Source organism: Lacihabitans lacunae (genome assembly GCF_042649125.1).
GTDB lineage: Bacteria > Bacteroidota > Bacteroidia > Cytophagales > Spirosomataceae > Leadbetterella > Leadbetterella lacunae.
Genome location: NZ_JBHRYQ010000001.1, coordinates 4,415,727 through 4,440,320 on the forward strand (window position 1 = coordinate 4,415,727; position 24,594 = coordinate 4,440,320).

At 38.0% G+C, this 24,594-nt stretch carries 17 protein-coding genes and 1 riboswitch; of the genes, 8 read left to right on the plus strand and 9 right to left on the minus strand.

What is annotated here, in order from left to right:
• Positions 1–153: 153 nt before the first annotated feature.
• Positions 154–687 (minus strand): hypothetical protein, encoded by a 534-nt coding sequence (locus tag ACFOOI_RS18895; protein WP_379839633.1) that lies wholly within the window; start codon positions 685–687, stop codon positions 154–156.
• Positions 688–731: 44 nt separating this feature from the next.
• On the opposite strand from ACFOOI_RS18895, the gene ACFOOI_RS18900 reads away from it, so the two are divergent.
• Entirely contained in the window at positions 732–1,430 is a 699-nt protein-coding gene (locus ACFOOI_RS18900; protein WP_379839634.1) for a hypothetical protein, read from the plus strand.
• Here ACFOOI_RS18900 and ACFOOI_RS18905 read toward each other — a convergent pair.
• The 3 genes from ACFOOI_RS18905 to ACFOOI_RS18915 all read right to left on the minus strand — a co-directional run bounded on the left by ACFOOI_RS18905 (position 1,402) and on the right by ACFOOI_RS18915 (position 5,613).
• Entirely contained in the window at positions 1,402–2,088 is a 687-nt protein-coding gene (locus ACFOOI_RS18905) for a response regulator transcription factor (protein ID WP_379839635.1), read from the minus strand. The genes ACFOOI_RS18900 and ACFOOI_RS18905 overlap by 29 nt on opposite strands.
• A gap of 55 nt (positions 2,089–2,143) precedes the next feature.
• A complete protein-coding gene (locus ACFOOI_RS18910; RefSeq protein WP_379839637.1) occupies positions 2,144–3,199 on the minus strand; it encodes a sensor histidine kinase in 1,056 nt (351 codons plus the stop codon).
• A 185-nt stretch (positions 3,200–3,384) separates the two neighbouring features.
• The gene (locus ACFOOI_RS18915; protein WP_379839638.1) at positions 3,385–5,613 is read right to left on the minus strand and encodes an NADP-dependent isocitrate dehydrogenase; all 2,229 of its coding nucleotides are present in this window, start codon (positions 5,611–5,613) and stop codon (positions 3,385–3,387) included.
• Positions 5,614–5,837: 224 nt separating this feature from the next.
• Here ACFOOI_RS18915 and ACFOOI_RS18920 point away from each other — a divergent pair, with 224 nt between their 5' ends.
• The 4 genes from ACFOOI_RS18920 (at position 5,838) to ACFOOI_RS18935 (ending at position 10,714) form a co-directional block, all read left to right on the plus strand.
• Positions 5,838–6,407, plus strand: coding sequence for a DUF1684 domain-containing protein (locus tag ACFOOI_RS18920; RefSeq protein WP_379839640.1), 570 nt, complete (start codon positions 5,838–5,840; stop codon positions 6,405–6,407).
• 97 nt (positions 6,408–6,504) lie between these two features.
• A complete protein-coding gene (gene murB / locus ACFOOI_RS18925; protein WP_379839641.1) occupies positions 6,505–7,521 on the plus strand; it encodes a UDP-N-acetylmuramate dehydrogenase in 1,017 nt (338 codons plus the stop codon).
• Positions 7,522–7,579: 58 nt separating this feature from the next.
• On the plus strand, positions 7,580–8,170 hold the full coding sequence (locus tag ACFOOI_RS18930; RefSeq protein WP_379839643.1) for a hypothetical protein: 591 nt from the start codon (positions 7,580–7,582) through the stop codon (positions 8,168–8,170).
• Positions 8,171–8,227: 57 nt separating this feature from the next.
• Positions 8,228–8,324, plus strand: a riboswitch (TPP riboswitch).
• Positions 8,325–8,458: 134 nt separating this feature from the next.
• The gene (locus tag ACFOOI_RS18935) at positions 8,459–10,714 is read left to right on the plus strand and encodes a TonB-dependent receptor (RefSeq protein WP_379839644.1); all 2,256 of its coding nucleotides are present in this window, start codon (positions 8,459–8,461) and stop codon (positions 10,712–10,714) included.
• A gap of 5 nt (positions 10,715–10,719) precedes the next feature.
• Here the strand turns inward: ACFOOI_RS18935 and ACFOOI_RS18940 are convergent, their stop codons facing one another.
• The 5 genes from ACFOOI_RS18940 to ACFOOI_RS18960 all read right to left on the minus strand — a co-directional run bounded on the left by ACFOOI_RS18940 (position 10,720) and on the right by ACFOOI_RS18960 (position 21,206).
• Entirely contained in the window at positions 10,720–11,466 is a 747-nt protein-coding gene (locus ACFOOI_RS18940) for a DeoR/GlpR family DNA-binding transcription regulator (RefSeq protein WP_379839645.1), read from the minus strand.
• Positions 11,467–11,750: 284 nt separating this feature from the next.
• Complete coding sequence (locus ACFOOI_RS18945; RefSeq protein WP_379839647.1) at positions 11,751–13,190, minus strand: RagB/SusD family nutrient uptake outer membrane protein; 1,440 nt, start codon at positions 13,188–13,190, stop codon at positions 11,751–11,753.
• 25 nt (positions 13,191–13,215) lie between these two features.
• A complete protein-coding gene (locus ACFOOI_RS18950) occupies positions 13,216–16,197 on the minus strand; it encodes a SusC/RagA family TonB-linked outer membrane protein (protein ID WP_379839648.1) in 2,982 nt (993 codons plus the stop codon).
• 270 nt (positions 16,198–16,467) lie between these two features.
• Positions 16,468–18,042: a RagB/SusD family nutrient uptake outer membrane protein gene (locus ACFOOI_RS18955; RefSeq protein ID WP_379839649.1), complete on the minus strand. Its 1,575-nt coding sequence runs from the start codon at positions 18,040–18,042 to the stop codon at positions 16,468–16,470.
• Positions 18,043–18,062: 20 nt separating this feature from the next.
• Positions 18,063–21,206, minus strand: coding sequence for a SusC/RagA family TonB-linked outer membrane protein (locus tag ACFOOI_RS18960; RefSeq protein WP_379839651.1), 3,144 nt, complete (start codon positions 21,204–21,206; stop codon positions 18,063–18,065).
• A 220-nt stretch (positions 21,207–21,426) separates the two neighbouring features.
• Here ACFOOI_RS18960 and ACFOOI_RS18965 point away from each other — a divergent pair, with 220 nt between their 5' ends.
• The 3 genes from ACFOOI_RS18965 (at position 21,427) to ACFOOI_RS18975 (ending at position 24,541) form a co-directional block, all read left to right on the plus strand.
• Complete coding sequence (locus ACFOOI_RS18965; RefSeq protein WP_379839652.1) at positions 21,427–22,755, plus strand: APC family permease; 1,329 nt, start codon at positions 21,427–21,429, stop codon at positions 22,753–22,755.
• A gap of 191 nt (positions 22,756–22,946) precedes the next feature.
• Positions 22,947–23,921: a polyprenyl synthetase family protein gene (locus ACFOOI_RS18970; RefSeq protein WP_379839653.1), complete on the plus strand. Its 975-nt coding sequence runs from the start codon at positions 22,947–22,949 to the stop codon at positions 23,919–23,921.
• Between the two features lie 2 nt (positions 23,922–23,923).
• The gene (locus ACFOOI_RS18975) at positions 23,924–24,541 is read left to right on the plus strand and encodes a rhomboid family intramembrane serine protease (RefSeq protein ID WP_379839654.1); all 618 of its coding nucleotides are present in this window, start codon (positions 23,924–23,926) and stop codon (positions 24,539–24,541) included.
• Positions 24,542–24,594 lie beyond the last annotated feature (53 nt).

Consider the following 24,594-nt stretch of genomic DNA (forward strand, 5'->3'; position numbering starts at 1 on the left):
TCTCTCAGTTATCTATTAAAATTTTTGTTTTGGGGTTAATTTTTTTTTAAAAATGGGTACATTAAATTGAGTAAGGTTTTTATCAGATATATCTAATTCTAAAAAAGCACCCAATTTTATGAATTGAGTGCTTTTTTGCTGTTCTACATTTCTTTACGGTGTAGGTGTTGTGGTAGGAGGGGGAGTTGCTTTTGCACCATCTCCTGGGCCACCACCACCACCTATAAATTTGATGTCAAGTATAGGTTTTCCAGAAGGTATTAAGTCTCCATTTGGTCCTGTTGTACCTTTATAATAAAACACAGCCGGTTTTGGACTTTCTTCGCCTTGGGCATTTATAGATATGCCTGGGTAAACTACTAAAAAGTCCCATTTTACATAATTAGAAGAATCTAAAGGGAGGTTTATTCCTGATTCGGTAAAACCGTTTAGAGCTTGTGCCAATTGCGATTTTGGAATAACTGTGCCATTAGCCTCACCACAATTGTGCTTTTTCTGGAAATTCAGCATATTTATAAAGCTTTCGTTTACTTCACTGCTTCCATAGTCTATTTGGCCAGCTATGAGTGAATCTAGGTGAGCTTGATGTTTAAATTCTACTAAAGCAACACTTTCATTGTTACTTTTACAAGAGTAAAAAGCGATTGCTGTGCAAATTGCTAGTGAAAGAAGAACTTTTTGTTTCATTTTCATTATTATTTATTGTTATTTGATTAAAATTTAAATTTCATATGGTCTTACTTTATTCTGAATTTTTGTATCAAGTTTATAACCTTTCGGCAGATTTATTTAATTTCATTATTTATATTCTAGCTTTATTTACTTTGCTTAATTTTAGAGTCTTTAAAGAAGAATACAAATGGATTTTAATCGCAATTATTGGTTTCGCACTTTTTGAAGTTTTAATGTCTTCGGTTATATTATTAGGTATCACAGATAATCGTTTTTTTAATAATCCATACGCTGTTTTTACAATATTAACAATTGGTATATGGTATTCTAAAGTGATTAATTCTAAGTCTATCAATTGGATTATTGTTGCAATTGGTAGTTTGTTTTTATTTATTATGTTTTACCAAATTGCCATTCCAACCTCACCCCTAAGAGGCTTTAATAATTCAATTATTTTATTTGGCTTGATAATTTTTATGTCATTTATAGTTCATAGAAAGTTAGCCAAATCACCTAAAATTAAAAACTTAAAGCAAGAACCACTTTTCTGGTTTAATTTAAGTTTTCTAATCTACAGTTTACTTAAACTTATCTTCAAACCAATTACTGATGCCATTACTCCAATTTCTGATGACTTGGCATTTATTATGGGAACTATAAAAAACTTATCTGATCCTATATTTTATTTCCTTTTAGCTGTAGGACTTTACAAGCTTAAATCGCAAACCTTCAGACCAATCGCATCTCTATGGCCTTAATGATGGCCTCAGGTGCTGAGTTTACATGTAGTTTCTCATAAATGTGTTTAACATGCGTGTTTACAGTAGCATAGCTAATTTCACAAGCATCGGCTATCATTTTGTAACTCATTCCTTTTACCAAACATCCCAATACGTCTTTTTCGCGAGCCGTCAAGTCTATATAGGTAGGTTGTTGTTTTACAAATTGATTTTGAAACATTTTCATTACTTTAGCTGCTATCGAAGGCGACAGATGTGAGCCCCCATTTTGTACCTCTTCTATAGCTTGTACATATTTGTCAGGGTCTGGATTTTTTGTAATATAACCAGACGCTCCACCACATATTGCTTGAAATATCCGCTCTTCGTCTTCAAAAACAGTTTGTATCAATATCTTAGCATCGGGTACTGCCTTTCTGATTTCTATCAAAGCTTGTAAACCGTTTACGTATGGCATTTCTATGTCCATTAGAATTACATCCGGCTTTTGTTTTTTTACTATTTTGGAGGCATCTCTTGCGTCTGGGTATGACCCAACCATCAAAATATTATCACAGCTACCCAAATATAAGCTCAGACTCTCTCTGAGGTTTTTATTGTCTTCAAATAGTACTACTCGTATCATGGGCTTAGTGTAACTGTAATTGTTATATATGTGCTGTGCGATTGTTACCATTTTGCTTTTTTTTAACAAAATTGGCTTTTTTTTTTAATGTTTAAAATCGCTAATATTAGGGAGAAACCTCAATTGAAATTTCGGTTCCGGTATCTTTTATAGAAATAATTTTCAACTTGAAATTAGACTCTTCGGCTCTATCTTTAAAGTTTTTTAGCCCATTGCCTTCGCTTTGTTGGTTAAGGTCAAAACCATTCCCATTGTCCGTTAATACAAATTCGATTTTGCCATTTTTTGAACTCACTACTAATTTTGCTTCTGATGCTTCGGCGTGTTTGGCAATATTATTTAAACCTTCTTTAAGTATTAAATAAAGGTTTTTGCGGTCTTCCATATCTAATATTAATTTTTGAAAATCAATATTCACATGCTGTTTATACGTTATATTTTTTGATGTAAGAAGTCCTTTGGCATAAGAATCTATCCTACTAAAAAGCTTCTCTGGGGTGTCGTTTTTGGGATTTATAGCCCAAACTGTATCTTGCATAAGGGTAACAGACTCTTTGGAGTTACTTGTTATTTTGTCCAAAATGGAATCATATTCGGCACTTTTTAACTTTTTTCGTAACACCTGGGTGTAAATAGCAATACTGCTTAAGTTTGAGCCCACTTCATCGTGGAGGTCTGATGAAATTTTATTTCTTATCTGCTGTACTTTCATTTCTTGCCTAAAATTGTAAAGGAAAAAAAAGTACATGCCAATGCCTATCAGTAGCAAAATATAGAAAATTATCATCGGAAAAAACCACCATTTTTGCCAAATAGCTTCTTCTATATTTACTTTAATAATACTATACTTTGGCTGGCTTGCAAGTCGATATTTTAGTTCATAATCGCCGCCGACAAGGTTGGTATATCTGATTTTCGGATAAGCAGATTTTGCCTGTTTTTCATCATAACCCATCAGTTGATAATAAATAGAATCTTTACTGTTTGGAAATTCAATATCAACCAAGTTTTCCAGGCCTTTTATAGAAATAGAATCTTTTGATTTGCTGACAAACGTTTGGCCTCCAAGTCCGTTTAAGGTAATGGTAGGAAAATTTTTCTGGCTTTGTGGAAAAGCAAAAAATGAACTAAATAAGAATATTAATAGTGTAGAATATCTCAATTTTTGTAGGTTTAATTGGGTCGTGCTACCAAAATACTGAAAATTATTTAACCGTTAGATAAAATAAAAATAAAAATTATAGAACTTAGACAGAAAACGCCTATTCAGTATCACTCTTCAATCTTAACCACAAAAAAAACAGAGCCTTGTGAGCTCTGTTTTTTTATAAAAACAATGAATTTTAATTATTTGATTTTTGCTAAAATGCCATTTAGTGTAGCACTTGGACGCATAGCTGCTGATGCCAATACAAAATCAGGCTTGTAGTAACCACCTGTGTTTTGTGGCTTTCCTTGAGCCGCTATTAATTCTGCGTTTATCTCTGCTTCTTTCGCTGTCATTTCCTCTGCTATTGGCGTAAATGTAGCCTTTAGATCCGCATCTTTCGTTTGAGCAGCCAAAGCCTGTGCCCAATATAGCGAAAGGTAAAAATGTGAGCCACGGTTATCTAACTGTCCCACTTTACGTGCAGGAGACTTATCGTTGTCTAAGAATTTACCCGTAGCCTCGTCAAGCGTGTCTGCCAATACTTGAGCTTTTGGATTTCCAAAAGTATTAGAAAGGTGCTCAAAAGAAACCGCAAGTGCTAAAAATTCACCTAGCGAATCCCATCTTAAATATCCTTCCTCTAAAAACTGCTGTACGTGCTTCGGAGCTGAACCACCTGCACCTGTTTCAAACAGTCCACCACCGTTCATAAGCGGTACTATTGAAAGCATTTTGGCCGAAGTACCTACTTCTAAAATAGGGAAAAGGTCGGTATTATAGTCACGCAATACGTTTCCAGTTACCGAAATGGTATCCAATCCTTTTACGATACGCTCCAACGAAAACTGTGTAGCCTCTTGAGGCGTCATGATTTGAATATCAAGGCCTGTAGTATCGTGATTTGGTAGGTATTGGTTTACTTTACTTATTATTTGAGCATCGTGAGCTCTGTTTTTATCTAACCAGAAAATAGCAGGCGTTCCAGTTGCTTTCGCTCTGTTTACGGCAAGTTTCACCCAATCCTGAATCGGAAGATCTTTGGTTTGGCACATTCTAAATACGTCACCAGCCTCTACCGCTTGCTCCATCAATACGTTTCCTTCAGTATCTGTTACTTTTACAGTACCTGCTGCCGAAAGTTGGAAAGTTTTGTCGTGCGAGCCATATTCTTCGGCTGCTTGGGCCATCAAACCTACGTTAGAAACGCTTCCCATAGTTACCGGGTCAAGGGCTCCGTTTTTCTTACAGAAGTCTATCACTACTTGGTAAATACCCGCATAACTACGATCAGGAATAACATATTTGGTGTCTTTGGCTTTTCCGTCTGGTCCCCACATTTTACCTGAAGTACGAATAGCCGCCGGCATAGAAGCATCTATGATCACGTCGCTCGGTACATGTAGGTTTGTGATTCCTTTGTCAGAGTTTACCATCGCCAAAGCAGGATTTTTCTCATAAACTGCTTGAATGTCTGCTTCTATTTCTGCTTTTTTATCAGCACCTAAAGTAGAGATTTTAATCAGCAAATCGTTTAGCCCGTTGTTTGGGTTAACGTTAAGTTCTTCAAATACCGCTGCATGTTTTTCAAACACATCTTTGAAAAAAACCGAAACCGCTGCTCCAAAAAGAATAGGGTCAGAAACCTTCATCATGGTAGCTTTTAGGTGTATCGAAAACAATACATCTTCGGCTTTAGCGTCAGCTATTTCTTGAGCCAAAAACGTTTTCAGTTTTCCAAGACTCATTACCGAAGAGTCAATTATTTCTCCGTCTCTAAGGTCAGTTTTTGCTTTCAATACTGTCTCAGTGCCGGCAGCATCTACAAAAGTTATTTTAACCGAAGTTGCTTTTTCTACAACTACTGATTTTTCGCTGCCGTAAAAATCTCCATCTACCATGCTCGCTACGTGCGACTTAGAGTCTGCAGACCAAGCTCCCATGCTGTGTGGGTGCTTTCTCGCGTATTCTTTAACTGCCTTAGGAGCTCTACGATCCGAGTTTCCTTCTCTCAAAACTGGATTAACCGCCGAGCCTTTTATTTTATCAAATTTCGCTTTTATCGCTTTTTCTTCATCAGTAGCAGGTTCATCAGGGTAGCTAGGTATTTTGTATCCTTTCTCCTGAAGTTCTTTTATGGCCGCATTAAGTTGTGGCATAGAAGCACTGATATTTGGTAATTTTATAATGTTGGCTTCTGGCTCAGTGGCAAGCGTACCTAAGTAGGCTAAGTCGTTCGTGATTTTTTGATCATCGCTCAGAAACTCAGGAAAACTAGCGATTATTCTACCCGATAGCGAGATGTCACGCGTTTCTACCATTACACCAGCTGGCTTAGCAAATGCCTCTACTATTGGCAAAAACGAATAAGTAGCCAAAGCGGGAGCTTCGTCAGTGATAGTGTAAATGATCTTAGCTTTTTGTGTCATTATAAAATATTGTTTTAAGTTTTTAAAAAAAATATCCCCCAGCCCTTTCGAATAAACCTTTTGCAAAAATAAAGGGCTAAAATTGTCTCTGATTTGCAAATGTTGCAAAGTTAATAATTCTTACTTCTTTTCCCATGTTTATATCTCAGCATTTTTTGGTATAAAAATATTAATTATGCCCAAAACTTGTTTTTTTTGTGTCTCACTTATTGTTTATACATTTCATGAAAACCACCAAAGCCTTACTTGTCTTATTCTTTTCTTTGATTTTTATTCCTGAAATCTCCTTTTCTCAACATGTAACTGATTCAAAAAGAGCGGAATATATTGCCAAGACCCAAAAGGTTTTTCCGGGAGTCAAACAAGATTTTTTTGACATAGATGAAACTTGGAATACCTTGGCGAAGCTGAAAAAAGCTAAAAATCAGGACGTGGTTTCGTTTGCAACTTCATCGGGTGGTTTCAAAGATTTCGTGCCGTATGGTATTTTGACCTTTAAAATAAAGGGTAAAAAGCAAAGTTTGGTTTTATATGCCTCTTTTCCGGTAAATCCTCTTTATAAGGATTACCTGTTTTTGCCATTTAAAGACCTGACTTCAGGAAAAGAAACCTACGGTGCAGGCAGGTATATGGATATAAACATTCATGATATCAAAGACAGTTTGCTTTGGTTAGACTTTAATACCAGTTACAATCCCTACTGTGCCTTTGCTGACAACTATACCTGCCCGATTCCCCCTAAAGAAAATCAGTTGAAAATTGCAGTTACGGCAGGCGAGAAAAAACCACTTTAAGTAATTGAAGAGAATTATTATTTAAAAGGTTTTGATTGAAATTTACTTTTCAAAAACAATCAGGTGTTAAATTGCAGGTCTAATATTTTAGTTTTTTATGATTCAAAAACAAGTTTCGCTTAAACCATATAACACGTTTGGTTTCGATGTAGTGGCCAAATACTTCACTACGGTTTTTCATGTGTCTGATTTGATTAAGCTTTATCAAAACGAAGAAATGAAAGCCGAACGCAAGTTGATTTTGGGTGGAGGTAGTAATCTACTCTTGCTAAACGATTGGGACGGTTTGGTGATAAAAAATGGAATATTAGGCATAGAAAAGACCTTTGAAGACCAAAATGAAGTGGTTTTGAAAGTGGGTGGCGGCGTAGTGTGGCACCAACTAGTGATGCACACGGTGGGCCTAAACTTGGGAGGAATAGAAAACCTGTCGTTAATACCAGGTACCACAGGAGCTGCACCCATGCAAAACATTGGGGCGTACGGCGTAGAGATAAAAGACGTTTTTGTGAGTTTGGAAGCACTAAATATTGAAACCCTCGAGACAGAGATTTTTTATCTAAATGACTGTAAGTTTGGCTACAGAGAATCAGTGTTTAAGCACGAAGGCAAAGGCAAATATTTTATATTAAATGTCAGTTTTAGGTTTCAAAAAAATCCAGAATTTAAGACAAGCTACGGAGCCATTCAAGATACCTTAACCGAGAGCGGTGTAACGGAACTTTCGGTAAAGGCCATCAGCGAAGCCGTCATCGCGATTCGAAAGAGTAAGCTGCCGGATCCTGCCGAAATTGGCAATTCGGGGAGTTTCTTCAAAAATCCTGAAATACCAACTGCTCAATACAATAAAATAGCATTAGAATACCCTGCAATGCCAAACTATCCGATATCAGAAGGTGTAGTGAAAATACCTGCAGGCTGGTTAATAGAGCAGGCAGGTTGGAAAGGAAAACGATTTGGTGAGGTGGGCGTGCATGACAAACAAGCCTTGGTTTTGGTTAATTACGGTAAGGGTAAAGGCATTGAAATAAAACAGTTGGCCGAAAAAGTGCAGGCATCGGTTTTTGAGAAATTCGGAATAGAAATTATGCCAGAAGTCAATTTTGTTTCTTAGGTTTGTGTAACATTGACCGGTATTTAAATCATATAAACCCTCGCTTATTATTAAGATTATGGAATTATCACATGTTATTTCTGACTCCGTATTAGCTGCCACTAGTTTATATGTATTCTTTAGATATTTAATCAAACTTGACCTTTCGAGCACCATTCTATGGGAGTCATTTGTGCTTTCTGTAGCAGGTGCTGCCATATTTGGAGCCATCCGGTTCGCGGGTTTTGAGCAGGCGGGTCTTGCTTCTATGTTTTTTCAAAAAATAGCTACCATTACGGGTAGTGTGGGCCTTATAGGGGCTTCTTTTTCTCTTGCGAGTGGTATTCCTTTAAAACGAATATTTGTATATCTTTTACTTTCTTTAGGCTTTGTATTGTTTGCCGTATCAGAAGGTTTTGGTTTCAAAGCCATAGCCGAATTTATGCCAATTATGGCCATGACTGTAGTGGTTATTATGGGTGTTTTTGCTCTTACAAAAGGAAACGTAAAAATAGGGTTTTGGATGATTGCGGGGGTTATTTTCTTCGGATTAGCTACGTATAGACACTTGATTTTTGGTAAAGGCGAAATGTCAATAGATGTGTTTCATTATCTTACGGCAGCTGGTATTTTGAGTCTTGGAATGGCGGTTTCGGGTTCAGAAAATTAATTTTTTTGAAAAAATACTTGGCTGTTAAGTTTTTAATCTCCTACCTTTGCACCCGAAATCTCATAAAAGGGGTGCCTGAATACAACGGGCTGAGATCATACCCATTGAACCTGATTCGGTTAGTACCGACGAAGGGATTTGAGCTAAAGTTTTGGATTTTACACCGGTCATAAATCTAATTCCTCTCAGAAATTTCAATAGTAAAATTAAGTTTTAATAGGTCTAAAATAGGCCCGAAGACAGCGTTTTGCTCCTTTATCTGCTTCGTAATAATTTTTTATAATTGTTATGAAAAAAAAATCAGTTCGTTTAAAAAACCTTTCAGTGGTTTTTGCCTTCTTTTTTGGAATATTGCTTTCCAACAGTTCTTTTGCTCAAAAAACAAGTGATAGTTTATCTAAAGAGTTAGCTCTGAGTGAGTTGGTGGTTAAGTCTACACGTGCCAACGACAAGTCTGCAATGGCATTTACCAATGTTAAGAAAGCCGATATTCAAAAACAAAATTTAGGTCAAGACCTGCCATTTTTGTTAAATCAGCTGCCATCGGTAGTGGTTACTTCAGACGCAGGAGCGGGTGTGGGGTATACGGGAATCCGTATCAGAGGCTCAGATCCAACCCGAATTAACGTAACCTTAAACGGTATTCCTTACAATGACTCGGAGTCACAAGGGGTATATTGGGTAAACATGCCTGACTTTGCATCGAGCGTGCAGAGTATTCAGGTTCAGCGTGGAGTAGGTACATCTACCAACGGTGCAGGTGCATTTGGAGGTAGTATAAATGTAAATACCTTACAACTAAACAAAGAAGCCTACGGCGAAGTAAATACTTCAGTTGGTTCATTTAATACATTTAAGACCAACGTTTTGGCTTCTACAGGCTTGTTAAATAACCATTTTGTATTAGATGCAAGACTTTCTAAAATCACCTCAGATGGATTTGTAGACAGAGCAAGTTCTAATTTGCAGTCGTATTACCTTTCTGGTGGATATTATGGAGACAATTCGTTTGTACGTTTAAACGTATTTTCGGGACATGAAAAAACATATCAGTCTTGGAATGGTATACCGGAGGCTTTGGCCAAAGGAGACGCAAAAGGTTTGGATGCTTTTATAGAGCGAAACTATTACGACGAGAATTTCAAAAAAGGAATGTTAGCGAGTGGTCGTACGTATAATTTTTATACCTATGACAATGAAGTAGATGATTATGCACAAAATCACATTCAATTGATATCTTCATTTAAATTTTCGGAGCATTGGAGATTTAACCCAACGCTACACTATACACACGGACAAGGTTTTTATGAGCAATTTAAATATGATCAAAAGTTTGCGGACTATGGTTTAGATAATGTTACGGTAAACGGAACAGTAATAAAACGTACTGATTTGATAAGAAGGAAGTGGTTAAACAATGATTTTTATGGTGCGGTATGGTCATTTGACTACGAAAGTGGCAAAAAGCTAAACGCCAACATTGGTGGTGGATGGAATAAGTATGATGGCGGCCACTATGGTGAAATCATTTGGGCCAAATATGCTTCAAATAGCGATATTAGACAACGCTACTACGACAATAATTCAGTAAAAGATGACTTTAATATGTATGTAAAAGCTAACTATGAGTTGTCTCAAAAACTGAATGCCTATGTGGATTTACAGTTTAGAACCGTAGGTTTTAGCATGAAAGGAATAGAAGATGCTTTGCAAGAAATAAACTACAGCAAAACGTATAATTTCTTTAATCCAAAACTTGGTTTAACGTATACAGTTAGCCCAAGTAGCTCCGCATATTTAAGTATGGCAGTTGGAAACAAAGAGCCAAGTAGACAAGACTTTGTAGACAATGCACCTAAAGTGCCAAAGGCAGAGAAACTGGTAGATTACGAGGCGGGATATAAAAAAGCTGGAAGCAATTGGAATGCTGAAGTAAACGGATATTTTATGAACTATAAAGATCAGCTGGTACTAACAGGGCAAATAAACGATGTGGGTGCTTCTATCAGACAAAATGTAGATAAAAGTTACCGTGCAGGTATTGAGCTTCAAGCTGCTGCCCAGTTAAATAAGAAATTTATGGTGGCGGGAAATTTGACTTTATGTAAAAACAAAATAGCGAGTTTTACGGAAGTGATACCAAGCTATGACGACAGCCCAAATGAGGTGAATAGTTTTAAAAATACAGACATTTCGTTTTCTCCAAATGTGATTGCGGGTGGTTCAATAAGCTATTTGCCATATAAAGGAATAGAAATAGCGTTGCTTCCAAAATATGTGGGCAAACAGTATTTGGATAACACATCTTCGGACACTAGAAAATTGGATGCGTTTTTTGTGAATGACTTGAGAATGTCATATACCTTGAAGCCAAAATATATGAAAGAAATAAACGTGAGCCTATTGGTAAATAATGTATTTAATCATCAATACGAATCAAATGGGTACACGTACAGCTATTTGTATGATGGCAAAATCACGGAGAACTTCTTATTTCCACAGGCGGGAACTAACTTCTTGGCCGCTTTGAGATTGAGATTCTAAAGGTTTTATAATATCTCCATTTTGGCAAAATCGGCTAATAGTTTATCAGTAGGCTTTAGGTTGGTTACCAAGGTGGAGATGTTTTCTAAATCACATACTTTGTAAGGCTCTATAACGCCAACCTTTTCCTCCACTACACAGCATATCGTTTTTTTCGACCTCGCCATCATTTGTTTTTTCAAAATAGACTCCTCTTGGTTTCTAATCGTAAAACCATGGTCTTTGTCTATGCCATTGATGCCCATAAAGTACATATCAAAGTTGAAGTTTCTGATTTGTTCGCTTACTTCTAAGCCCATGGTTATTTGGTATCTTTTATAGTATTGGCCACCGAGCATAATCACATTTATGTTTTCGTGGTTGTTTAAAGCCATAGCTAGGGGAGGCGAGTTGGTGATTATGGTTAAGTGTAAAGTTTTGGGTATTCTTTCTGCCAAAAAGAAATTAGTAGTGCCGCCATCCATCAAAATAACCTGATTTTTATGAAAAAGTTTTACGGCTTTGTTAAATACTGTCTCTATGTCGTTTCCGTTTTTAACCCCTGTTCTTTGGCCTCCCAATATGTCTAGATAAGAATTAGAAACTATCCCTCCGTGCACTTTTTTCAAAAGTCCTTTGTCTTCCAGTTCTATTACGTCACGTCTGATACTGTCATAAGAGACAGTTAATAAATTACTTAGGTCTGCAAAGTTTATTTTTTTTGCAGATTTCAATTGTTCGAGTATCAGTTTTTGTCTTTCTTCTTTCAGCATTTTGAGTTAAATCTTGCTTGAATAACGCCTTATTCTTGTATTTGTGCAATAAAATTAAAGAAAAATTAATTATTTGTGCAATTTTTTGCAAATAAATTTGCTTCGTATATATTTTTTTGCATAAATTTGCATATCTCAAATAAAGATATTGAAATAACCTATGATGAATCAAAGAACCTTGGCCTTGCCGAGGTTTTTTTGTAACACTTGAATAAACCCCAAAAAAAGAGGCGTCTAAATCTGATTTAGACGCCTCTGCTATTTTAAAGGTATTTGCAAAAAAATTAATACCCTGTGTTTTGGGTTAGACTCGGATTTAAATCTATTTCTCTTTGAGGAATAGGTAAAACGGTTTTAGGAGCTCCAAAAGCCGCTAGAGCCGCTGTTGGTCCTGTAGTTCTAAGTGGCAAGCCTTTTCTCAGTAAGTCCATTCTTCTGTGGCCTTCAAAACAAAGTTCTTTTCTTCTTTGGTCTAATATACCCGCAATGAATGCTGCTTTTGTAGCAAAGGTAGTGGTAGTCCATGCCGGTAGTCCTGCTCTAGTTCTGATAGTATTAACCAAAGTCAGAGACTCAGTATTTATGCCATTTAACTCTGCAAGTGCCTCAGCTCTTGTAAGATATATTTCAGATACACGCATAAGAGGAGCAAGGTCTGTGTTTGTAGCCGCATCTTGAAACTTGGTGGTCATTCTTCTTGTAGCACCGTCTGCAGCAGACACAACATCCGAAAGGTCGGTATATCTTTTATCTGTTGGTTCAGTCAAAAATGCCGTAGTTAAGCTGCTCGAATATGCACAGTCACCTCTTCCGCCTTTGGCAGCAGGTCTATGGTAAGAAGCCCAACCACCTGAACCCGTTCTGCCGTTGTCTGTGGCACTGTTTACCAGGGCAAATACATGCTCAGAAGTAGGAGTGGCTCCATAAAACGAGTAGTTAGTAGCAGGGGCATACAAAGAACTTGTAATTACCTGATTTGCAAAAGTAGCGGCTTCCTGATATTCTCCTCTCAACAAATGTAGTCTTGATAAATATCCTGCGGCTGCACCTTTGGTGGCTCTCGCTCTAGTTTGAGTTGCTACGCTGTATTGAGCTGGCAAGTCTACAAGTGCCTCTGTTAAATCTTTTTTGATTTGCTCATGCACTTGTGCTACAGTAGCTCTAGCTGGGAATTCAATGGTTCCGGTAAAGCTTTTTAAAACCAATGGAACACCCGGACTTGCACCAGCTTGTACTTGAAATGGCTGAGCAAATGAGTTTACAAGAGATAAGTAAACGATGGCTCTCAAAAATTTGGCCTCTGCCACATATTGCTTAGCCAACTCTGGGGTAAGTTTAGGGTCCACTATACCAGGTACGTTATCAATAACCGCATTGGCGGCGTTAATTACACGGTATTGTACTTGCCAGTAGCCTTGAACCGTAGCATTGGGCGAAGTAGTAATGTAATTATTGATGTCTTGTAGGGTCGGAAATGAACCCACAAACTCGGTGTTATCTGCTTGGTAGTCTTCGATGATTTGTGGTCCTGAACCAAAAACTTCAAGTAGCTGCCCTTGCGAGTATACACCCAGAAGCGACGCTTGAGCATTGGCTCCACTCACAAATGCCTGCGAGTCAGAAAGTGACTGTTCTGGCAAAATCTCTAATCTACTATCGCAACTTGAGGTGAAGAGTACACCAAAAAGCAGCGAACTTTTTAATATTATCGATATTTTTTTCATGTGTTTTTTTCTTAATAATGTTTAATTAAAAGCCTAGGTTTAAACCAAAAGTAAATGTTTTGGCTTGCGGAAGTGCAAAAAACGATTCTCCTTGGATTACGTTGTTTGGCCCGTTTGCCGATACTTCTGGATCTGGTCCTCTAAAGTTTTTATCTTTTACTAAGAAAAGATTTTGTCCCATTCCGTATATTCTAGCAGATCTGAATATTTTTTGACCTTTTAGTATAGAACTAGGAATTGTGTAACCCAATGATACATTTCTTAATCGTAAAAACGATCCGTTTTGTAACTGTAGGGTAGAGGCTTGGTTAAATAAACCTGCGGTAGGGCTTGCTAGGTTTGGCACAAAAGTTTGATCGCCTGGTGCTTTCCAGTAGTCAAGTAAGTCTATTGACTTATTAAAGCCTGCCGAGTTTACGTTGTCTGTAAATCTTAAACCGTCAATTAATATTTTGTTGCCATATGAGAAGTTAAATAAAAATCCTAAGTCTACGCCTTTGTAGCTTACGTTAGAGTTTAGTCCACCCACCCATTTTGGAATTGCTGACCCTACAAATACTCTGTTGTTTGCCGAATAGGTAGTTGTCGGGTTGCCATCTTTGTCTAACCACTCAAAATTACCTGTTTCAGGATTTACGCCATTTGCCCTTACCATATAAAACTCATTTAATGACCTTCCTTCCACAGCTCTTTGTGCTGCTGAACCCGCCACAAATCTGTTTCCGTCTGGATCTACAGAAGCATTTGGTAACTCAAGAACGGTGTTTTTAACATAACCTGCGTTTAGACCTACAGTCCAGTTTAAGTCTTTTTTGTTGATGATATTTGCAGAAAAATCTATATCAACTCCTTTGTTTTGCATACGTCCCACGTTTTGTGATGCACTTGCAAATCCTGTAGTAAACGGAAACGGTACATCTAACAATAAACCTGAGGTGATTTTGTCATAATAATTTAGATTTAAAGTAAAGATGTTTTTGAAGAAGGTAGTTTGAATACCTAAGTCAAGTTGAGCTGTTTCTTCCCAAGTTAAGTTCGGGTTAGGTGTTTGTGTAGGTCTTAAACCAGGTAAACCCAAATAGTCAGCAGTAGTACCACCACCATATAACGGAAGCGAGCTAAAGTTACCTATTCTGTCGTTTCCGGCTGTACCGTAACTAACGGTTAGTTTCATGAAATTAATGAAATCTTGATTTTTCATGAAGCTTTCTTCAGACACTAACCAACCTCCACTCATGGCATAAAATATACCGTAGCGGTTGTTGACCCCAAATCTCGACGAACCGTCTCTTCTGATAGTTCCTTCTAATAAGTATTTATTGCTTAAACTATAGTTAAGTCTTAAAAACTGCGACTGAAGTGCCCACTGAGAACGCTCTTCAATTGTAGAAGTAGGCGTAGCAGCAGAGGATACGTTTGGTAAGCCATCGCTGGCATAGCCAGAACCACCTACTGCTATTCTGTCAAACTGAGAAGTTTCGTAACTGTAACCAGCTAAAACATCAATTGTGCTTTTGCCAAATTCCTTGAAATACTTTAGGGTGTTTGTGCTTAACCATTTGTTGTCTATTTGTAAGTCTCTTGAGCCACTACCTGAGGGAGCAAGTAAATCTACCGAACGGGCTTTCGAGTCTCCTGTGTTTTTGTCCATTCCGAAGTCGGTTCTAAAAACTAAGTCTTTGGCAAGTTTAAAATTGGCAAAGACATTTCCAGTCAAACGACCTGCTTTGTATAAGTTTGTATTTAACTCTTCAATAGCCAATACGTTTTGGATAAAACCTGTATTCAAGAGGTTGCCGTTAGCATCACGAGGCAATACATATGGTAACTGTAGGTAAGCAGATGTCAATGGAGCGAAGGTATTGTTTTCAACCCCGATTCGGTCCAGATTTACGTTAGATAAACTGATGTTTGTTCCTATGCTCAAGAAATCATTTGCTTTGTGCTCGAGGTTTAATCTTCCAGAAAGTCTATTCAGGTCGTTTCCGATAGTAAAACCAGACTCTTTGCCATAAGTACCCGAAACATAAAAAGTAGTATTGGCACTTCCACCTCTCGCCGAAAGGCTCAAGTTGTTAGTTCTTCCTTGTTGTACTACCGCGTCAGGCCAGTCAAAGTAATCGGTATTTGGAGTTACCGCTGCCAAACCTCTTGCCGTACGGGAAGCATTTACTTGCTGATAAAACTGGTCTGTATTCATCATCCCGATTAATCCTGTAGGAGACGAAAAACCTGTATAGGTATCCAAGTTTATCTCTGTTTTTTTGTCTTTTCCTCCTTTTTTAGTGGTAATGATGATTACACCATTCGCACCTCTTGAACCATATATGGATACAGCTGCTGCATCTTTAAGAACCGACATTGACTCTATATCATTGGTATTGATATTTATTAAGGGATTTATAGAAGTACCGCCTCCTTGGTTTGCCGATAAGCTTCCGTCGTTTAGTGGAACACCGTCTACCACAAATAGTGGCTGTCCACCTCCCGTAATTGAGGCAGCTCCTCTGATTCTGATAGAAGAGTTAGCTCCCAACTGACCCGAAGAGTTTACCATTTGAACTCCAGCCGCTTGACCTTGAAGTAACTCTTGTGGCGAAAGTACCGGGCGATCTTTTATGGATTTTGAAGTTACGGTAGAGATAGACTGTGTACTGAGTTTTTTGGATTGCTCACCATAACCCACTACCACTAATTCATTTAAAAAAGTATCGTTGTCAGATAAGATTACGTTGATAATCTTTTTATTCCCAACTAATACTTCTTGAGGTAAATACCCAACAAAACTAAAAACCAAAAGGTCTTTGTTTGAAGCATTAATGCTGAAACTTCCTGTTTCGTCAGTGATACTACCGGTGGTGGTGCCCTTTACGGTTACACTTACGCCGGGTAATCCTGATCCATCTGAGGCTGAGGTTACTTTTCCAGTAATTTGGCTGGTTTGACCAAACGAAACCAAACAAATAAGACTAAAAAAGAAACTCAATAGAAGTCGTTTTCTTTCCATAGTGATAGTTTTTAAATTAGTTAATTGATAAATAAATAAGTTTAACTCAAAAAAGTCATTTATTGTTTTGACATTACTTGTTATACAAATCAAAACCAATATTAAAATAACCAACCTCAGAATATTGTATGGTAGCCGACACTTATAAGAAAAGTGACAAGTGAAGTGTTAGTTTTAGTTGATTGCGGAGAGGATTGAGGGTGCTTTAAACATAAAAACGGCGTCCAAATTGAATTTAGACGCCGTTTTAGTTATCGGATAATTATGGAATTAATATCCTGGGTTTTGCTGAGCTGCTAGTGTAGGGTTTCTAGCAAGTTCGTCAGCAGGTATTGGCCATAAAAACTTGTAATCAGCGTAAGGAATTGCCGCAATGTTTTTGGTCAAAGCCGGGTTTGTTACAAAATTGTACGTAGCAAAAGTAGCATTACCGTAAGCCATTTTAGCTGGAATACCACCGGTGGAATAGTCAGCATCAAGAGCCAATCTGTGTATATCACCCCATCTTTTACCTTCTGCCATAAATTCAATACGTCTTTCTATTAATATGGCATTAATCAAGTCTTTTGGAGTTGAAAAATCAGATAATGCATAAACACCGCTTGCTGTTGCTCTACCTCTTACGGCATTTAATAGGCTAATTGCTTTTGAAGTTACTCCGTTTACTCTTACTTCGGCTTCAGCATAGTTTAATAAAACCTCAGCGTATCTTAAAATAGGAGCATTGTCTGATCTGTTTGTGTAGTCCGAATACTTTGTAGTAAAGTAACTTCTACCATTATTTACCATAAGGTTTCTTCTAGAGTCGTCTGCTTTAAAAGCCGGAAGGTTATAAACGATAGGACTAACAACTACAAGACCTCTTCCTCCTAGTGCTGGGCTACCTAACATAGCAGCTAAAGCACCGTTAACACCTGGGTTGTCTTGAGCATTGTTTTCGATTGAGAAAAGAGCCTCTTCCGAAAACATGTTTTTGAACGGACCGTCAGCAGTAGCTGTCAATTTGTATCCGCCTATTGCACTTGTAAATGGTGCAGAAGCAGAAACGATTTTAGCAGCCTCAGCAGATACACCAGCCCAGTCTTGCATGTGTAATTTCACTCTAGTTTTTAGACCGATTGCAGCACCTTTTACAGCTCTTACTATTTTAAGGTTTCCAGCTCTTGTAGCCGGAAGGTTAGCTTCCGCAAAATCTAAATCCTTCAAAATAAATGCATAACCTTCGGCCACTGTACCTCTACCAGTTCCTACAGCTTTTTCAACTGTGGCAGGTGAGTTAACTGCAAAGTCTCTGATTGGAATACCCACACCAGCACCTTTGTTGTCAGCGTATGGTCTTGAGAAGTTAATCAACAGCTCGTGCATAGCAAGTGCTCTTAAAAACTTAGCTTCGCCTTCGTAAGCCAAAGCAGCTTCGCTTGTAATCAAACCTTCTGTTCCTGCTTTTTGAACTCCTTCAATCGTGATGTTAGCTTGATTGATAAGAGTAAAAAGCGTATTCCACATCCACACATTGTTAGCGGTTGTAGGAGTATAGGTAGACTCGTTAGTGATCGCATAAAAACCAGCTTGGTTTACCATATCTTCGCCTCGCATGTCACCTTGCTCTATAGCAGCGGCTCCAAACGGATACCCTCTTACTACGTTACCAGCATAGTTACCAGATTGAGCGGCGTTGTACATTCCTATTACAGAAAGTTCAGCTCTTTTTGCAGAAGAGAATGCGGTAGTTTCTGAAAACGCATCTGCTGGCTGCAAGTCGGTAAGGTCTTGGCATGAAGTAGTTGCTAAAACGCAAATACCTGCTGCTAGACCAAATTTCAATATATTATTTTTTAATTTCATTTTTTTTGAATTTGAAGTTTTTACAGTCCAAGGTTAATTCCGAATGAAGTAGTTTTGATGATTGGGTTTGCGTTAGCATCTACACCAAAATCACTGTTTCCAGTATTTGTGCTAATTTCAGGATCAAGACCTGTATACTTTGTAAATATCAGTGGGTTTTGAACCGTAGCATATACTCTTAAGCTTTTGATTCCTGCTTTTTCTATTTTAGACAAAATAGAAGCCGGTACTTTGTAACCTAAAACTATGTTTTGGATTCTGAAGAAATCACCTTTTTCAAGAAATCTTGTAGAAGCCGCTCCAGTAGTGTTTATGGCAGCTTCACGACCTGTCCAAACTCTAGGGATTTCGGTCACTTGCCCTGGGGTTGTCCATCTGTCCATTATGATTTGACCGTTGTTTTGGAAGCCCATGTTTAATAGGGTTTCTTGTTTCGTTACGTTCATTACCATGTTTCCACCTTGGAATCTCGAGAATATTTCAAAATCAAATCCTTTGTAACGGAAATTGTTTGTAAAACCACCCATCCACAATGGATTAGAGTTTCCAAGGATAGTTCTGTCAGTTACGGCACTCAAAGTCGATGCTTTGCTTACATCACCTGGTTCAGCTGGGTTGTACTCTCTATAGTTGTTTCCAGCTATGTTATACTGAACAATCGTTGACGTTAGGTTTCCTTGACCGTCTCCTTTGTACCACATAGGGTTACCATTTGCTGGGTTAACACCCGCAGAAGTATATCCGTAGAATGACCCTATAGAATACCCAACTCTGTTGATATGGTAAGTTCCGATGATGTCTTCATTGTTATTCAATGCCGTGATTTTGTTGTTGATTTTTGAGTAATTAACACTCATATCCCATTCAAAATCTCCTTTCTTAAGCACGTTTGCATCGATAGTGAATTCCAAACCAGAGTTTGTCATGGCACCGATGTTTTTGTTGATACCGTTTCCAGGAAGACCAAGTGAGTTGGCAGTAGGAGCAAATAATACCAGGTCAGAAACTTTGTTGCTGAAGTAATCCGCTGATAGTTTAATTCTGCTATTGAAAAGACCTAAGTCAATTCCAAAGTTAGTCTTGCTACTTTTTTCCCATTTCAAATCAGGGTTACCTGTGTTGTCAAACGCAATCCCCGTTTGAGAAGCATACTGAGATGCACCAAATGTTCCTAAGTAAGGGAAGAAACCGATGTTAGTGTTTCCCACTACTGCATATGATGCCTTGATTTTGATATCGTTAATGTACTTGGCTGCTGTGCTTTCTTTCCAGAAAGATTCTTCAGACAAACGGTAAGCTACTGATCCACCAGGGAAAGTACCTCTACGGTTAGCTAATGGAAGCGAGGATAAACCGTCATTTCTAGCAGTTAAGCTTAAATAGTACTTGCTTGCGTAGTTGTAGTTAACTCTTCCAAAATACGAATCAAACGCATCTTGGATAAAACCACCACCAGATAATTGAGTTCCGTAGCTACCACTGATTAGGTTGTTTTCTTGGAAGAAAATCTCTGAAAACCCTTGTCCTTGTGCATCAAAATATCTCGAAGTTCTTTTTTGGTATTCTAATCCACCTACAAAGTTGATGTTATGGTTTCCGATTGCCTTGTTGTAGCTCACGGTGTTTTGCCAGTTCCATAATTTAACAGGACGGAATCTTTGTAAAATAAGTCCGTTAGAACCACGACCATCACCATGTCTTGAGTCTAGGCTTTGGAAGTCATCTTGTGTAAGAAGGTCAGTTGCTATTTGAGATCTAACTTTAAGTCCTGGAAGAACAGTTATTTCACCATATGCATTACCGATAATACGGTTATTGTTTGTAACATACTTATTGTTGGCCAGGATAAACGCAATGTTTGTGAAGTTGTTATCTACAGATCTTAAGTTAGCACCTCTACCCAATGCAGCACCGTCTGGCGTTATGTTATATCCAGCAAATGCTGTGTTAGTTTCGTCAAAAGGAGATACGTTTGGCAATAATCTCGCTGCACCGATTACGTTACCCGAAAGGGCATTAGAACCTGTGTTTAGGTTTGTAAACTGTGAGCTTGTGTAGCTTAAGTTTGTTCCTACGGCTAACCACTTGTTTACATTGTGGTCTAAATTTGCTCTGAAGTTATAACGTGTCATGTTATTGCTTACGATAGAGCCCGCGTTGTTTAAGTAACCCATAGAGAAGAAATAGTTAGTTTGGTCATTTGCTCCATTTAGAGACAAGTTATGACTTTGAACAAATCCTTTTCTAAAAATTACATCTTGCCAGTCAGTGTCAGTACCTTTTCCGTCAGCTACAGCTTGGATAGGTTGACCCGCATTCGTGAATTTTTCGTTGGCGATTGTAATGAAATCAGCCGCATTTAATAGGTCAAGTGTGCTTACTGCTTTGTTTTGACCTACACTTACGTCATAGTTAACCGCCATTTTACCTTTGTTTCCTTTACCTCTTTTAGTAGTAATCAAAATTACGCCATTTGCAGCTCTTGAACCATAGATAGCAGTTGCAGCTCCGTCTTTTAATACTTCAAACGACTCGATATCACTTGGGTTGATATCAGAAAGAGGATCAGATGCACCTACGCCACCGTAAGGGTTAGTTGCTACTGGCACGTTGTCAATCACGATAAGTGGACTGGCACCCGACGAGATAGAGTTTGTACCTCTAATTCTGATTCTAGGAGCTTGGCCCAAAAGACCGTTAGGAACAGAAACCTGCACACCAGCCGCTCTACCGCCCAATTGGCTTGCAAAGTTAGGAGTGATAAGGCCAGAAATTTTTTCTCCTTTGATAGAAGTAAGTGAACCTGTGTTGTTGGCTCTTTTTTCGGTACCGTAACCGATTACTACCATCTCTTCCATCATAGTTTCGTCTGACTTTAGTGAAACATTTACCGTAGTTTTGTTACCAACCGCAACTTCAGAAGTAGCCATGCCGATAAATGAAAATACTAGTGTTTCGTTTGGAGAGACTTCTATTGAGTATGACCCATTAGAATCAGTCTGTGTACCCTTGTTGGTACTTTTAACTTTTACTGTGACACCTGGCAAAGCAGATCCATCTTCTGAAGATGTAACTTTACCTGAAACTTTCTTTCCCTGAGCGAAGGCTTCGCTAGCCGAAAAGAAAACAATTAGCCCCACAATTAGAAGCAAAATTTTCTTCATAAATAAAATGTTAATAGTTTGTTAATTTTTAAAAAATGAGTGCAAATAAGAATTTAGAATTTCAAACAAACAAATTTTTTATATTAAAATGTTGTGAGAATAGTTGTTTTGCTAAATTTTAATACTGTAAAAGTTGAAAAGTACAATTTTTGCTACCACTAATTATTAAAAACACAAGTTTTTATTTTTTATTATATTGCATTAAAATTAGATAAAAACGATGCAAGAAAAGTCCGAAAATCAGTTATTGAAACTACTTGGTGTGGGGTTCGGAATAGCCGTTACTATTGGTGGTACTATAGGCACAGGAATATTAAGGAAACCAGGGCCGATAGCCGCTCTATTAGGTGACCCATGGTTAATTATGGGCGTGTGGGTTTTGGTGAGTATTTATGCCTTTCTTGGAGTGCTTTGTGCTATCGAGTTAGGGGTGTCTATGCCACAGGCCGGTTCGTGGTATATCTACGCCAGAAGGGCATTTGGTAACTATTTTGGCTTTTTAACGGGCATTACCAGTTGGTTAGGCACAGTGGCGGCTTTGGGTTTTGGAGGCTACACCATGAGCGAGTACATTATATTGTTATTGCCTGATTTTGAGCCCTATATTAGATGGATAGCTATCGGTATATTAACTGTGCTTACTGGTTTTCATTTTTCAGGTACAAAATCGGGTGGGAGGTCACAAGAAATCCTTTCTTTTTTGAAGGCTATCGGCTTATTAATATTTGTGGTCTTATGTTTTGTGTATAGTAAAGATTTGGATTACAGTTTGCTGCAAAAAACTACGGAGAAAGTTCAAAAATCAGCACTACTTTTTGGGGTAATCGCAGCACTTCAGGCAGTGTTTTATACCTTCGATGGGTGGCATACAGCCTCTTATTTCTCCGAAGAAAATGCGGACCCTACAAAAAGCCTGCCAAAATCGATGATGATAGGTGTTTCTGTCGTCATAGGAATTTATTTGCTCGTCAATGCGGCTATTTTGTATGTGATACCGATAGATATTTTGGCCAACTCAAAACTGGCCGCGGCTGATGCTGTTTTGCTTATGTTTGGAGCCAAGTCAGCCAAGGTGGTTACCTTCTTTTTGATGCTTTCTATTTTAGGAATGCTCAATGCCCAAATCATGTTTGCTCCGAGGGTTATTTTTTCAATGAGCCGAGACGGGCTATTTCATAAAAGCGTGCAATATGTCAACAAATTAGGAACGCCTTCTGTGGCCATGCCAATTACAACTTTGGGTTCTGTTTTGTTAATATTGGCAGGTAAAGATATATGTGCGGTTTTGTCTGACATCGCTACTTTTTTCTTTGTGATGAGTTATGCAGCGGGTTTTGCATCCCTAATAAAACTCCGAAAGTCGGAGCCAAACTTATCAAGGCCATTCAAAGTGCCGTTTTTCCCATATATTCCATATATATTGTTGATATGTTCGGTTTTGTTTTTGGTAGGTGCGGTTTTGCAAGACCTAAAGAGTAGTCAGTTTGCCTTGATATTTTTGGCTATCAGTTATCCGCTTTATCGATTGCAGCAGCGTTTTTTGAAGTGATTAATTATAAAACCAGTCCTTTTTATAAGTTTAATGAATTTGATAAAATAGCTTTTAGCCAATAATAGCTTTTTGTTTTGATTGATATGAGCGTTTATCTAAAACTTTTTATGTTAAAATAAACTTTTTATTGCTTTTCGTAAACCCTAATCAAGTAGTTTTGTTAATTGTAACTAATACAATTTTTTTTAATGGCATTGAAATTATATCTAGAAGCTATAAATAAAGAGATAGCTGAACATAAATACGGCAATCATCCTCAAGAACTCTATGATCCATTGGAGTATATTATGAGCCTTGGTGGCAAAAGGTTGAGGCCTGCACTGACTTTGATGTCAGCCAATCTGTGGCTTTACAATTGGCAAAAAGCCGTGAAACCGGCCTTAGCGGTGGAGGTTTTTCATAATTTCACGCTCATGCACGACGACATCATGGACCAGGCTCCGATTAGACGTGGCCAAGCAACTGTTCATGAAAAATGGGATACCAATACCGCAATTCTATCGGGAGATGTAATGTTAGTGGCCGCCTACGAACTTTTGGCGGAGGTAGAAGATGCTAATTTCAAACATGTAATTAAGCGATTTAACCGTACCGCCGCCGAGGTGTGCGAAGGTCAGCAGCTCGATATGATGTTTGCCTCCAAAGAAAACGTAAGTAAAGAGGAATACATCGAAATGATCCGTTTAAAAACCTCCGTGCTTTTGGGCTTTGCTCTCGAGCTAGGAGCAATAGTAGCCGGGGCCGACCAAGAATCAGTAGACTTACTTTACAGTATAGGAGTAAATTTGGGCTTAGGTTTTCAAGTAAAAGACGATATTTTGGATGTTTACGGCGAACAAGCCAAGGTGGGCAAGCAAATAGGCGGCGACATCATAGAAAACAAAAAAACGTGGCTAATGATAGATGCCCTCGAAAAAGCCGAAGAGTTTGGGGTTGTAAAAGAACTTAACACTTGGCTACAAAAAGAAACTTTTGATAACACTGAAAAAGTAACTGCAGTAAAGGCGATTTTTGATACCATAGGTGTGAAGCAAGATGCTGAGCAGGCCATGCATGGATATTTTAATTTAGCCTTTGATTCATTGAAAAAACTCAATGTGTCAGAAGATAAAAAACAGGTAATCAGGAGTTTTGCAGAAGATTTATTAAACAGAGAACATTAATTATGTCCATAAATATTATTTTAATTATAGCTATTGTAGCAGTTAGTCTTTTTGCATTTAAAGACTCAAACCTGATGTACAAGTTGATTCACAATCCATTTAAAGTAAGTAGATATAAAGAATATTACCGTTTGCTTACTTCGGGCTTTATACACGCCGACTACCTGCATTTGTTTTTAAACATGTACGCCATGTATCTGTTTGGTGGTGCTGTGGAGGCTTATTTCTCCTATTATTTTGGGGCTTTGGCCAATATCTACTTCATAGGACTTTTTGTTTTAGGAGTTATTGTGGCAAATATCCCTGATTTTTTACAGAAAAAAGACCAGCCGTATTATAACTCGCTTGGTGCATCCGGTGGGGTTTCTTCAATAGTTTTTGCAAGTATTATCTTGTCTCCACTTACTAAACTGATGCTTTTTCCTATTCCTATACCTATGCCCGCATATATTTTTGCGATGGTCTATGTGGCATATTCGGTTTATATGGACAAGCGACAGTCAGACAATGTCAATCACATGGCTCACCTTTGGGGCGGTTTGTGGGGTGTGGTATTTATGGTTTTGGTTTATCCCGATTCTCTAAAAAACTTCTTTACTCAAATATCTGAAAGCTTCTGAAAAAGCTCCTAAACATATTTCTTCAGCCTTACCCGGTTAGAGACCGCACGGTG